Annotated in this window: 12 protein-coding genes; 4 read left to right on the top strand and 8 right to left on the bottom strand. The window is 55.9% G+C overall.

The window, feature by feature from the left end:
• The 4 genes from ACYUBO_RS07570 to msvR form a co-directional block, all read right to left on the bottom strand.
• Complete coding sequence (locus tag ACYUBO_RS07570) at positions 1–228, bottom strand: PspC domain-containing protein (RefSeq protein WP_460373353.1); 228 nt, start codon at positions 226–228, stop codon at positions 1–3.
• Positions 229–316: 88 nt separating this feature from the next.
• The gene (locus ACYUBO_RS07575; RefSeq protein WP_460373354.1) at positions 317–1,480 is read right to left on the bottom strand and encodes a hypothetical protein; all 1,164 of its coding nucleotides are present in this window, start codon (positions 1,478–1,480) and stop codon (positions 317–319) included.
• A 117-nt stretch (positions 1,481–1,597) separates the two neighbouring features.
• Positions 1,598–2,356, bottom strand: coding sequence for a protease inhibitor I42 family protein (locus ACYUBO_RS07580; protein ID WP_460373355.1), 759 nt, complete (start codon positions 2,354–2,356; stop codon positions 1,598–1,600).
• A gap of 59 nt (positions 2,357–2,415) precedes the next feature.
• Complete coding sequence (gene msvR / locus ACYUBO_RS07585; protein ID WP_460373356.1) at positions 2,416–3,177, bottom strand: transcriptional factor MsvR; 762 nt, start codon at positions 3,175–3,177, stop codon at positions 2,416–2,418.
• 100 nt (positions 3,178–3,277) lie between these two features.
• Between msvR and msrB the strand changes: the two genes are divergently transcribed.
• The 3 genes from msrB to ACYUBO_RS07600 all read left to right on the top strand — a co-directional run bounded on the left by msrB (position 3,278) and on the right by ACYUBO_RS07600 (position 5,554).
• On the top strand, positions 3,278–3,712 hold the full coding sequence (gene msrB / locus ACYUBO_RS07590) for a peptide-methionine (R)-S-oxide reductase MsrB (RefSeq protein WP_460373357.1): 435 nt from the start codon (positions 3,278–3,280) through the stop codon (positions 3,710–3,712).
• A gap of 179 nt (positions 3,713–3,891) precedes the next feature.
• Positions 3,892–4,014 (top strand): symporter small accessory protein, encoded by a 123-nt coding sequence (locus ACYUBO_RS07595; protein ID WP_255331701.1) that lies wholly within the window; start codon positions 3,892–3,894, stop codon positions 4,012–4,014.
• Entirely contained in the window at positions 4,004–5,554 is a 1,551-nt protein-coding gene (locus ACYUBO_RS07600) for a sodium:solute symporter family protein (RefSeq protein WP_460373607.1), read from the top strand. The genes ACYUBO_RS07595 and ACYUBO_RS07600 overlap by 11 nt, the downstream gene beginning before the upstream one ends.
• A gap of 13 nt (positions 5,555–5,567) precedes the next feature.
• Here ACYUBO_RS07600 and ACYUBO_RS07605 read toward each other — a convergent pair whose 3' ends face one another.
• The 4 genes from ACYUBO_RS07605 to ACYUBO_RS07620 all read right to left on the bottom strand — a co-directional run bounded on the left by ACYUBO_RS07605 (position 5,568) and on the right by ACYUBO_RS07620 (position 11,940).
• Positions 5,568–6,038, bottom strand: a complete 471-nt coding sequence (locus tag ACYUBO_RS07605; protein WP_460373358.1) for a 23S rRNA (pseudouridine(1915)-N(3))-methyltransferase RlmH — start codon at positions 6,036–6,038, stop codon at positions 5,568–5,570.
• Positions 6,039–6,041: 3 nt separating this feature from the next.
• Entirely contained in the window at positions 6,042–10,043 is a 4,002-nt protein-coding gene (locus ACYUBO_RS07610; protein ID WP_460373359.1) for a tetratricopeptide repeat protein, read from the bottom strand.
• A 164-nt stretch (positions 10,044–10,207) separates the two neighbouring features.
• Complete coding sequence (locus tag ACYUBO_RS07615; RefSeq protein WP_460373360.1) at positions 10,208–11,419, bottom strand: PEGA domain-containing protein; 1,212 nt, start codon at positions 11,417–11,419, stop codon at positions 10,208–10,210.
• Between the two features lie 5 nt (positions 11,420–11,424).
• The gene (locus tag ACYUBO_RS07620; protein ID WP_460373361.1) at positions 11,425–11,940 is read right to left on the bottom strand and encodes a hypothetical protein; all 516 of its coding nucleotides are present in this window, start codon (positions 11,938–11,940) and stop codon (positions 11,425–11,427) included.
• 110 nt (positions 11,941–12,050) lie between these two features.
• Between ACYUBO_RS07620 and nifB the strand changes: the two genes are divergently transcribed.
• Positions 12,051–12,965 carry a nitrogenase cofactor biosynthesis protein NifB gene (gene nifB, locus ACYUBO_RS07625; RefSeq protein WP_460373362.1) on the top strand — a complete coding sequence of 305 codons (915 nt, stop codon included), beginning with the start codon at positions 12,051–12,053 and terminating at the stop codon, positions 12,963–12,965.
• Positions 12,966–12,979: the final 14 nt, after the last annotated feature.

Consider the following 12,979-nt stretch of genomic DNA (forward strand, 5'->3'; position numbering starts at 1 on the left):
CTATTCGCCGGTATAGAGATCGCTCTTCTTTTCGCCATCCTCTTCGGGGATGATGATCAGGGCGAGGATATAGAGGATAATGCCCGGAAAAGCCGGGATGAAGGAGAGGACGATCCAGCCTATCCTGACGAGCGAGGGATCCCATCCATAGTATTCTGCAATCCCTCCGCATACGCCGGCCAGGAGCCGGTTTGTCTTTGACCGTGTCAGACGCTTCTCTTCAGCCATTTGTATGTATGTGGTTGTTCCTCTCTCTTGTAGCTTTTCTCCCCGCTGAGATCTTCAAGCCGGATCTGATCTGATTGATCCAGAACATTCACCGGAGGGGGTAGATCCCCTCTTCCCGTGCATACCCGATATCAATCAGCCGGTACTCATGGGCATCGGGGTTCTCAAAGTCATTGAACAAATCCCAGTCTTTTCTGAGCTGTTCATCGGCATAGGCAACTGCCTCCCCGAATGAAAAGTCCCCGATCATCGTCGTCTCAAGTGCGGTGAGATCGTCGGGGGTGAGGAGCGGGAGGCCACCCGGATTATCATATCCGGGTGCAATGGCCGGGCTCGGATCATGTTTCCATGCCATATAGGAATGGGTGGGAGTCAGGACAATGTAGGAGTGGATCCCCATTGCCTCAAGGGCTGAGGCAAAGAGGACGGAGCCGTCCACACAGTTTGCGGATGTGGAACGGAGCGACTCTTCAGGCGTATTCACCCGCTGGACATACCCCAGTGACCCGAAGCTTGCCGTCATATCGAGATACCTGACATCATAGGTATATTTGAGGGCATTATAGACGGCTTTCGCATGAAGGCCGGTATGAATATACCATGCCTCCTCAGGAAGGTCGCCAAACTGGTACCCGGCAAGGGTCCGGGAGAGGCCGAGGGTTTCGTACATCGGATCATAGGCGGGATCCACATACTCCTTTGATGCAACCAGCAGTTCGCGAACAGCCGGTGCCTGTGGCGTGACAAAGACAGCGATATAATCGGTCGTATCGATTTTGCCACCCTCACCATCCGAGATCTCCCAAACCATTGTATCCATCGGATAGACCTCGATCGGGGCGGTTCCTTCCTCTATGATGACAAAGCTATCCCCATCCCATTCCTCGACAACCCATGCGAGGTTGAAGAGGGTGGTGGTCGTGAGGGCACGGACTTTCTCTTCGTTCAGGACGATCATCACATCGAGTTCGATCGTCTCATCCGGAGGGATCTCAACCGTTGTGATGGTCTTTGAGCTGAACTCGTCATACCAGGCAGATGCCCGTATGAACCGGTCATCTGTGCCGGAGTTATGGAGGATGAAGGTGATATCGGAGATCCCCTGCGAGTAAAAACTCGTATGGAAAGCGAGCGGATAGGGTTCGCGGATAGCGATCTGATCCCCGGCTTCTTCTCCAAAGTCGCCGATGGCAGTGCAGCCCAGAGTGAGCGCAAAGAGAGCGATCAGGGCAAGGGAAAGGATGCGATGCATAATCACTGTTGCACAATGGCAGTAATAGCATTGACGATACCTAATCACGGTCTTCCTATGGATCGAAGAGATGAAAAAGAGGGAAATGAGGATTTTAGGGAGAATAAGGCAGAATGCTTACCCGACCATTACCTCAAGGGTGAATGTGTCGGCTGGCTCGCCATCCGCTTCCCAGGACCGGATGTACTTGCCATCAACCACGTATTCGCCGGGTTCATCACCCTGGATAAGCCAGACATGCGTGCCGGGAGCACCCATCAATTCGGTATCTGGGGCGATGAACTCATCGGAAACAAGGGTGAGCCCTTCAGGGATGGTCATATCCCAGGAGTACCCGGTTGTCGGGTTCTCGACAAGCGTGATTCTGAACTGCATTCCTGTATCAAAGCCGATCATGCCGCCATTGTTTGTCTCATCAACCTCAAGTACCCGTGAAGTGGGTTCCGTGGCTGCCTCAACAATGATCGTCAGGGTGAATGTTTCGGCAGGCTCGGCATCTGCTTCCCAGGGCCGGAGATACTTTCCTTCAACGATGTAAGTGCCGGGAGCGCCAGCCTCAAACTCCCAGACATGCGTGCCAGGGGCTCCTGCGAGTTCGGTATCCGGGGCGATGAATTCATCCCTCTTCAGGGTGAGCCCTGCGGGAACGGCCATATCCCAGGAGTACCCGGTCGTCGGGTTCTCGGCGAGCGTGATCCGGATTATCTCACCGGGCTCGAAGGTATAGCTCCCTCCATCATTGGTTGCATCAAACATATGCAGCGACACTGGCGGTGCCGGGGTTTGCGGCGGTGCATCTGGCTGTTCACTGACACAGCCCGCTGCGAAGAGCAGGGCTGTTGCTATCAACAGAATAAAAAGACCTTTTCGGATCATCGGTTCACACCATAACAAAAAATGTCATGGGATGGTATAACCTTGCTGGTCAAAACGGGTTATTTTTCGGGAACTGGAAGTATCTCAAAGGTGCAGCAGGGATCCCCGGCAGCATAACACTCCCGCTCAAATGCATTCATGAGGGAGCCGGTTTGCCGGGAGAAGAGGAGAGAGAGGAGGCCGGAATCAAACGAACATGCGGGTTTGCCGAGCTGCGGGAGATCGACACATTCGAAGCAGTCATAGACTGAGAATCTGATCGGATCCTGCGAGAGGATCTCCATTCTCCCGAGACGGTGCTGATCCCAGAAGTTTGCCAGATTCTGGCAGAATTCCTCCATATCCTCTCCTGCAACCGCAGGATAGACCGCTTCACCGACTTTTTCACCTGATCTTCTCAGAAGCGGATCCAGAGATATTCCTTCTGTGAGGAGAGAGACACGGAAGGTGCGGTAGATGAGCTTATAGAGATGGAACGGATCGACTGCCCCCTCCCGGTACTCAAAAGCATAATTACTGATCTCATCTGCGATCCGATCTCCGGGTTGGAGTTCACCGATGAAATGGGATGTTAAGAAGAAGTATTTCTTCCGCTCATCCTCCATACCGGGACGGGAGCCCACGATCCCTTCATCGGAAAGCGAGGAGAGATGGGCGGAGACGGTTGATTTTGCCCGGCCTGATGAGGATACGATTGCGTCAAAGCTCATCTCCCCGCCTTCGAGCAGCTGGAGGATATGCCTCCGCACAGGGTTCCTGACTGCCTGCACCCCGGCAGCAGTACCATACAAAGAAAAGTCGGATCGATCTCTGGCCCTCATGAATATACCTGATGTATAGATGAACCCGATCGATAATATATTGTTCGCTCGATTGTGAATGATCGATCATCTCAAATACCGGCGGATCCATCTCTCCTCTATGGTTCAGATCTTTTCGGTTCGGGATGGCGGGCTCATCGATATGGAGCCGGTGGAGAAGACAGAAAATGAATGGAAGAGCGTTCTCGATCCCCTCACCTTTGACGTGGCACGGAGGAAGGGGACAGAAGCGCCATTCTCCGGCAGATACCATGACTGCCATACAGAGGGGGTGTATGCCTGTGCCTGCTGCGGAACAGATCTCTTCTTCTCGGACGACAAGTTCGATTCAGGCACCGGCTGGCCGAGTTTCAGAAGAGCCGTATCTGAACATAATATCAGGATCCAGGTTGACAGAACGGCAGGCATGATCAGGGACGAAGTACTCTGCGCCCTCTGCGGAGCACACCTCGGCCACGTCTTCAATGATGGGCCTCCCCCGGACGGCCGCCGGTTCTGCATGAACTCCGCCGCACTCAGTCTCAGAACGAAATAGGCTTGATATATATAGGAGAAAATGATAACAATAAGTGGATACCTCATGTCTGCTCTACCAGGATACAGGGAACTGGCTCTTGCATTCGTAGCAGACAACTTCTTTTTCTTCTTTAGATAGGGAGACCGCCTTATTTTTCGGTCTCCCGTGCAGTTGCTGAGGTACCGGAGGTTATCATCATGTTTGGTATTCCTGATCCCTACATCTGGATTGCATATCTGCTTGCGATTGGGTTCGCAGGCTTGTGTGTACTGTATGGTCTGTTGAACTGGAACAATGGAGACGCAGAACATGGCAGTTGATGTCCTGACACTCTCGATAGTGGTCGCCATCTACCTGCTGATGATCGTCGGCATCGGGTACTATGGGTACCGGAAGACGAAGGTCGCGGAGGACTACATGGTCGCCGGGAGAAACACCCATCCGGTTGTTATCGCGCTCTCCTATGGAGCGACCTTCATCTCGACATCCGCGATCGTCGGGTTCGGCGGTGTTGCAGCCAACCTCGGTATGGGGCTGATCTGGCTGACTGTCCTGAATATCGGGGTCGGTATCTTCATCGCCTTCGTCTTCTTCGGCAAGAAGATCCGCGAGGCCGGAAAACGGCTCTCCGCATACACATTCCCTGACCTGATGGGAAAGAGCTACAAATCCCCGTTCCTCCAGTATGTGAGTGGGATCATCATCATCCTCTCGATGCCGATCTATACTGCGGCCATCCTGATCGGCGGGGCACGGTTCATCGAGGTCACGCTCTCAATCCCGTACGAAACAGCACTCCTTGGATTTGCCCTGATCGTCGGTGCATATGTCGTCTTCGGCGGGCTCATCGCCGTGATGCACACCGATGCCCTGCAGGGTGCCATCATGCTGATCGGCATGAGCGCACTATTGCTCCTGACCTATATTCATCTCGGAGGGGTTGTGGAGGCAAATACCGCACTCACCAATATGGCACACCTTGTGCCTGAAGGGCTTGCCGCAGCCGGGCATAACGGGTGGACTGCAATGCCGACGTTTGGATCCCCGATCTGGATGACGCTTATCACCACGATGGTGCTCGGTGTCGGTATCGGAGTTCTGGCCCAGCCACAGCTGATCGTCCGGTTCATGACCGCAAAGGATGACAAATCACTGCACCGGGCAACCCTGATCGGCGGCCCCTTCATCCTGATGATGACCGGCGTCGCATTCACCGTCGGCGCACTGACAAACGTCTACTTCTACCAGCAGAGTGGGGAACTCGCGATCACTGCTGCTGGCGGGAATATCGATTCGATCATTCCGCTCTTCATTACACAGTCAATGCCGGATGTCTTCGTCATCATCTTCATGCTGACGCTCCTCTGTGCCGCTATGTCAACCCTGAGCTCACTCTACCACACAATGGGAACAGCACTTGCCTGTGATGTCTGGGGACGCGGACGGGAGTGTGCACTCTCGCTTTCTGTCAACAGGCGGGGCATCATAATCATGATGGTCATCTCCATCCTTGTTGCCTTCCTGCTTCCCGGCAGTATCATCGCACGGGCAACCGTCATCTTCATGGGGCTCTGTGCATCAGCATTCCTGCCTGCATTCGTAAACGGGATCACCTCGAAATCCCCCTGCATCATCGGTGCAAAGGCATCGCTTCTGGCAGGAGCGCTCGTCTGGTTCCTCTGGACGGTCTTTGTCCATGCAGCCGAATCAAGCGTTCTTGGATTATCCCAGTTCATCTTCGGCGTGCCATCCTTACTCGGACAGCCCTGGAGTGCCTGCAATCCGCTGGTGATTGCCCTTCCGGTATCGCTCATCGTGATGGTTCTCTTCCAGATCCGCCACAACCGCAGGATGGCCTGACCATCCCCCTATTTTACCTGTGGTACGGCTCTCCCCTGATGATCCGAAATCCCCGGTAGATCTGTTCGAGGAGAAGAAGGCGGGCCATCGTATGGGTAAACGTCATCTGTGAGAGCGAGAGGAGGAGATCGGCACGGTCACGCACCTCATCCGAGAGGCCGTCTGCGCCCCCGATACAGAAGGCGATATCGCCTCTCCCGGAGATCTCGTGGTTTCGGAGGAGATCGGCAAATGCCTCGCTCGGCATGCCTTTTCCTGCGGGATCGAGCCCGATAAAAAGAGCGGGATCTTTTGCTGCTGCAAGGAGAGCGGCACCCTCTTTCCTGATGGCAGAAGGCTGTTCGCCGGCTGAAGAGTATTTCTGGTCAGGCACCTCGGTGACGGTGATGGTGGCATAGGGGGAGAGGCGGCGGATGAGATCCGCGATCCCCTCCTTCTGCCAGTTCTCTTTCACCTTCCCAACAGCAATGATCCTGATCAGCATAGCTCAGAGATCGGGATCGATATCAAGGGCGCGTGAGAGGCAGCTCAGTGCCTCCTTCCGCTCACCGATGCTGTCATAGATCCGTGATTTCTGGTACCAGGCGAGTGCATGCTCAGGATCTTCCTCGGTAACCTGGTCAAGGCACGACATCGCCTGTTCCTTCTTCCCTACATAATTTAAGACGAGGCCTTTGCAGTACCACGCATTGATCTCGTTCTGGGAGAGATCGATCGCACGGTCATAGGATTTCAGCGCATCATTGTACCTGCCGAGGGCAACCATGATCGAGCCCCGTGCACTCCAGAGCGGACCGTTCTTCGAGTCGATGGAGAGGGCTTTCTCGTACCAGTCGACCGCTTCGCCGAACTGCCCGAGCCGCTCGGCAATGGATCCCCTGCGGATGAGTGCTGCAACATCATCGGGGTGATCGTCCAGGATCACATCGTACTGGCGGGCGGCCTCACGGTACTTTCCAAGATGCGTGAGGAGTGAGGCGATCGAGTGGATCGTTGATGATCCGGCAGGCTCCTCTTTCAGGAGCTGTGAATAGATATCGACTGCTTCATGGTACCGGCCCGCAGATTCAAGGGCGGATGCATACCCCCTGGTGAGCTGGTGATCATCCCGCCTCACCCTGAGGGCACGGGAGTAACTATCGATCGCCTCTTCATACCGTCCCATCCTGAGGAAGAGGGAGGCAGAGAACCTGAGGTATTCGATTGTATCGGGATTGTCTGCAAGGAGTGTCTCAACCTGGGCGAGGGCCCGCTCGTCTTCACCGAGAAGAGAGAGCACCCGTGCCTGGGCAAAGGAGGCTCCCGGAAGCTGTGCGGCTTTTTTGTATGCCGTCTCCGCCAGCTTCAGATCCCCGACCGATTCTGCAAGGCCACCGAGTTCGAACCATGTCGCGAGATCATGATCCTCCTCCTGGAGGTATTCAGAGAGGGCACTGCAGGCCTCACTCCACTTTCCTGAGAGGATCAGTGCCCGTGCCCGTCCCCGGTAGACCTCTGCCGGGGCATTGCCGGTTGCAATGGCACGATCATATGCCCGGACCGCATGTGCATATTCGGAATCTGCTGTCAGCGCATCACCCATGGCACGCCAGATACGGGGGTCATCGGGATGCACTTCCCCGGCATGTTTGAGGTTGCTGATAGCCTCTTTCTGCGCATCGACCTTCATGAGTGCATCGGTTGCTGCCATCAGGAGAACCGGGTCATCCGATGTCTCTGAGAGAGCCTTCCGGTATGCATCGGCCGCCTCCCCGGATCGGCCAAGCTGCGTCATCAGCTCGCCGAGCCGCCGGTTGACCATCGGAATATTCGGGTGCTGCCGTGCAATCGACTGGCAGATCTCTGCTGCATCATCCAGCCGCCCGAGCCGTGAGAGGACGCCTTCCATTGCAATGAGGAGTGCGGGGCTCTCCGCACCCTGGTTCATCGCTTCCTGGTATGCATCGCCTGCGAGCTGATCCTGGCCCAGGTGTTCATATGCGGTTGCCCTCGTGCACCAGCCCCCGATATCATCGGGGTGGCGTTCACAGAATTGTCCGAGGACTGTTTCTGCCTCGCCATAGTCACCGGTTGCATTCAGGAGAGAGCCGAGCCGGTACTCTGCATCGGGGATGGTATCCCTGACCTTTTGGTAATGTGCGATGGCAGCATGGTACTTCCCGATATGCTCTGCTGCCATCCCGGCGAGATAAAGGGCGGTCGGATCGTCGGGATGGGAAGAGAGGTAGCTCTCGAAGTGAGAGAGTGCGTCTGAATATCTTCCTGAGCGGATGAGCGACTCGGCTGCTAACGAGAGTGAGAGATCGGATTCGGATCTCCTGAAGGCATCTGCTGCTTCTGCATACCGCGAACGGAGCATCAGGATGCTGCCTGAGAGGGCATGGAGATGGAGGGATTTTGGATCGACGGAGAGGGCGGCATTTAAGTCAGAGAGTGCAGGATCAGGTTGTCCTGCACGCCTGAATGCATCTGCCCGTCCGATCAATGCAGAGGGATTATCCGGGTTGAATGAGAGGGATTCGGTGAAGGCATCGATTGCTTCGTCATACTGCCCAACTGCTGAGAGGATCTCCGCATGCATAAGGGCAAGTCCTCCGGTCTCACCCGGGATATCTTTCAGGCGGGATATGAGTTCTCCGGCATAGCCAAGATCGCCCATTCTGTACGCAAGGGTTGCGGTCTGGAGGACGGCACCGGCGTGTTCCGGATCGGCGACCAGAACCTGCTTCAGCTCCTCTGTTGCCTCTTCCATTCTTCCGGCTGCTTCAAGGGCAGAGGCCCGGATCATCCCGACAGACGGAGTCTTGCGGAGTTTATCGGGGAGATCGTCAAGGAGGGAGAGAGCTCCCCGTGCATCGCCGGTGAGAGAGAGGAGTTCGGAGCGGAGCACAATCGCCTGCCAGTCTGTTGGGGAGAGGTCGATGAGCGCCTTGAGATCCTCTCCGGCTGCGGTATATGAGCCAAGCGCAATCTGCGCCTCGGCCCTGCGCCGGAGTGCCCTGATATCTTCGGGATCATCTGAGAGGATCTGGCCGAAGATCTCAGCTGCTTCCCGGTATCTCTGGTTCTTCATCAGGATCTCTGCATAGAGGCGCCGGGATTGGGAGAATGCCTGCGGATCGCCCCTGACCGCTTCAAGGTGCTGCATTGCAGCTGCATAATTCCCAAGTGCAGCCTCTGATTCGGCAGATATCAGCTGTATCTGTATCGTCTTCTTCTCTTCAGGCGGGAGGCGGTTGATCATCTTCAGTGCGTCTTCATATTGCCCGACACCTGCAAGGGAGCGTGCCTGGAGACCGATCAGGACGATATTCTTCGCATCGATCTCGATCGGATCCTGTGCTGTGCCGCCCTGATCGAATGAACGCCCAAAGAGGCTCATCTCACCGTCGCTTGTCACCCAGGCGACCTTCTTTGTGCCATCGGGATGCTGCATCCTCCGGAAGCTCTCAAGCGCCTCCTTGTACCGGCCAAGGCTCATCATCGCAAGTCCCCGGCGGTACCAGCCGTTTGCATTGGTGGAGTCGTGCTTGAGGAGGTGATCAAAACATTCTGCTGCCCGTTTCACCCGCCCAAGCCGCTCTGCCGTGACACCGAGGAGATACCATCCCGGGTAGAAGTCCGGGTTTTTTGTGACGACCTTCTCAAAGCCATTGTATGCCTCCTCGTACTGGCCTGCCATAAAGAGGCAGTGGGATCGTGCAACACCAGCGGCACTGTCATCTGTTACCCCCCGCATCACCTCGGCATAGGATGCAGCGGCGGCGGCATAGTCGCCGTTTGATTCCTCGATCCGTGCCCGAGCATACCAGGTGCCGGGATCTTCGGAATTGAGTGCAAGGGCTTCCCGGTATGCGGCAAGTGCCCCTTTCATATCCCCGGTTCCTTCAAGGGCACGGCCTTTTGTGACATGCATCACTGCCGGTTTGTACCCGAGAGAGAGTGCTGATCCGATGGCGGCAAGGGATTCTGTGAACCTGCCAAGACGCATCAGGAGGTTGATTCGCCATGCGATGATCTTTCCATCTTCCGGGGTTTGGGCAAGGATCTCGTTGAGTACCTGCTCCCCCTCCTCATACCGGCCAAGCGCTTCAAGCCACTCGGCTTTCCAGAGAAGGATATCCCCGCGTTTCAGATCAGATGCGGGGAGGCGGTCAAGGCTTGCGACAGCCTCTGTAAACTTTCCGCACCGGGCATAGACACCTGCCATTGCAATCCAGACGGCAGGGTCATTGGGAGAGAGTTCTGTTGCCTTTGAGAACGCTTCCAGTGCCTGGGTGGTATTCCCGAGATACCGCTCCCCGGATCCGATCAGGTACCAGGCCTGGGCATTCCCCGGTTCGATATCGACCGCCCGCCTGCATTGCCGCACTGCATCCTCGACCTTCCCCTTCTCAAAGAGCGCCTCGGCCTTCTGGATGTATGGAGCGGCAGACTCACTTTTCCCAAGAATATTTCCAAAGAGATCCATCGTTATCCACTCTATCATTAGAGGTTGCTCTTCAAGAAGAAGGGTGTTGTGATCGATAGATCAGTGAGGGGAGGATGAATTGTGGAGAAAGGGGCGGAACACTCCTGAAGTACAGGGGATCCGGACACAATTCCGGGGCGGGATCGGCCATATAAAGGGGAATGGTTAAAAATTTTGGAGATTTACCATCTCCGGACTGCGAGCAGGGCAACCAGCAGGGCCGCAAAGACGGCAAAGACCGGGAAGGGTGTGGGAGTTGGCTGTGGCAGGGGGCTGAGTGTCGGTGCGAGATCAAGTGTTTCGCCACTGGCAATTGATAACGCACCGCTCCATGTGCCGTATCCCGCAAGTGAGATGGTGACCTGTTGGGGGCCTGCTGCGAGATCGGGAATGGTGACCGGGGTGATGCCATAGTACCTGTCACCGACGTTCACATTCGCCCCGGCAGGGATGGAGGTGACCCGGAGTGAGCCGGTTTCCGCCGGGAGAGGTGTTGGAACAGGAGTTGCCGGTGCTCCCGGGGAGACGAGATCGGCAACGAGCATCTCGGTTTTGCCGGGATAGACGGTGACGGATCGCTTCCAGTTATTATATGCAGGCGGCCTCAGCTCAACGATCTGGAGGCCCGCGGTGAGCCCTGAAACGGTGCCGGGGGTATTGGTTCCGGTATTTGCCCCGTTGATGATGATCGGGTACCCGGAGGGTGAGGAGGTGATAGAGATTGATCCGGTCTTTGGGAGGGCAAGGGGGTTTGCATTGATGATTGCAGTTGCACCTTCCGAGACCGCCACCCGCTCGGACCACGAGTAGTATGAGCCGGATTTAAGTTCGAGCACCCGGACGCCGGTCGCAACGCCGGTGAGTACCGAAGGCGTCGCACCCATCGGGATGCCATCCAGCAGGATAGTCAGGCCGGGATGGGCCCTGATATCGATAGATCCCATCTTCGTCGATGCCGTTGGTTGTACCGCCGGGATCGAGAGTGTCACAGTGATCGTATCATAGGCGCACCCGGCACATTTCGCCAGCGCACCGGCATGCTGCGGGGTGTCCGAGGCATAGACCGTATAGGTTCCGGCAGAGAGCCCGGATTTTCCGCTGATCCCCTGCGTAAACCAGGTATATTCCCACCTGCCTTCCGGCGTCACATAGGCCTTCACCATGTTCCCGGTCTCAGCAAGCGCCTGCCTGTCATTGAGCGAGACGCCATTTGGATTCATTCCGGGGCCGGTCATGAAGAGGTAGAGAACAGAGGTATGTTCTGCTGTGCCGGTGAGGGTGATTGGGTCTCCAAGGGTGAGATCAACAGATGACGGGGTCGAAAACGATACCGCGGCTGATGCCGGAAGGGCGAGGAGTGCAAGCCCGATCAGAAGATAGATGATCCTGTTCATGTTGTTTACACCGGCCTGATATCGATGATAACGCCATAGGCATATGGCTTGCCTGGATAGAAGAGCCCGGCAGGGGAGCCACGCTCCGGCACCTGTTCGGTGTGTGTGAGGATATTCTGTGAATAGAGATGTACAGAACGGGTTTTATACGGCATTCCGGAGTACCTGACCTCGGATGCGGTTTTTGGCGCATATCCTGGTTCAAACTGGTCGGTATTGTATGCGAAGAAGGTGAGCATCAGGGGATAGCCCGCGGTTGGGATTTGAGCCTGCCGTCCCCGTGCATTCATCTCAAAGCTGAGATAGAGGGCATTGTCCTGTGTCAGGGGAGATGCCGAGAGCGTGACTGGTGTTCCTGCCAGTTCAGGGGGAAGTACGATGATGGGCGATTCAACCGGGGCGATCGGCACCGAAGTCGGGGTTGGTGTGGGGATCTCCGGGGGTGCCTCTGCTTCTGATGTGCAGCCGGAGAAGAACGGCAGCAGGAGGCAGAGGAGAAGGAGGATGGCGATACGTTTCATGATAGATGGATGATCGCATGGGAATAAAAAATGATATCATGCCGGATCTGGTACAGTCCGGGATGCAGAAAGGACAGTATTTATTGCCTATTCGTCCATTAGTAGATCATATGACGGATGAGGGTTACCCGACAGCGAACGTGCAGGGGAAGGAGATCCCCTACGATCCCGAGACGCTCCGGCGGATTAAGGAGCATCCCTGCTTTTCAGAGAAGGCATGCCATGCATTCGGCAGGGCCCATCTTGCGGTTGCGCCGAAATGCAATATCCAGTGCAATTACTGTGTCAGGGATTTTGACTGCGTGAATGAGTCGCGTCCCGGCGTGACAAGCGAGGTGCTCAGCCCCGGGGACGGGGTTGCCCGCGTCAGGGAAGTGATGGAGAAGTTCCCGTACGTGAAGGTGATCGGGATCGCAGGCCCCGGTGAGCCGCTTGCAAACCCGGAGACGCTGGAGACGATCAGGCTTGTGCATGAGGAGTTTCCCCATCTCATCCTCTGCCTGAGCACAAACGGCCTCTTGCTCCCCGAGAATGTCGATGAGCTGGTGAAGTACGATGTCTACAACCTGACGGTGACCTTAAATGCAATCGACCCTGAGATCGGGGCGAAGATCTACTCGCATGTCACCTACAAGGGGAAGAAGTACGAAGGGGTGGAGGGCGCAAAGATCCTCCTCGAACAGCAGCTGAAAGGGATTCAGATGGCTGTCGAGCGGAAGATGATCGTGAAGATCAACACGGTCTACATCCCCGGCGTGAATGACGAGCATATCCCCGAGATTGCGAAGAAGGTCGGCGCAATGGGCGTCTATAACTTCAATATCATCCCCCTCATCCCGCAGTACAAGTTCGAGGGTATCACCCCGCCGACACCGGCAATGAAGCGGGAGATGCATGACCGTTGCGAACCGTATGTGAAGCAGATGAAGCACTGCCAGCGATGCCGGGCAGATGCGGTCGGCATCCTCGGAAAGGATGTGCAGTCCTGCCTTTCACACGGATCTGGCGAGAAGAAAAACGAGTAAATACACAATAGTTC

The sequence above is a fragment of the Methanocalculus sp. MC3 genome (assembly GCF_054767395.1).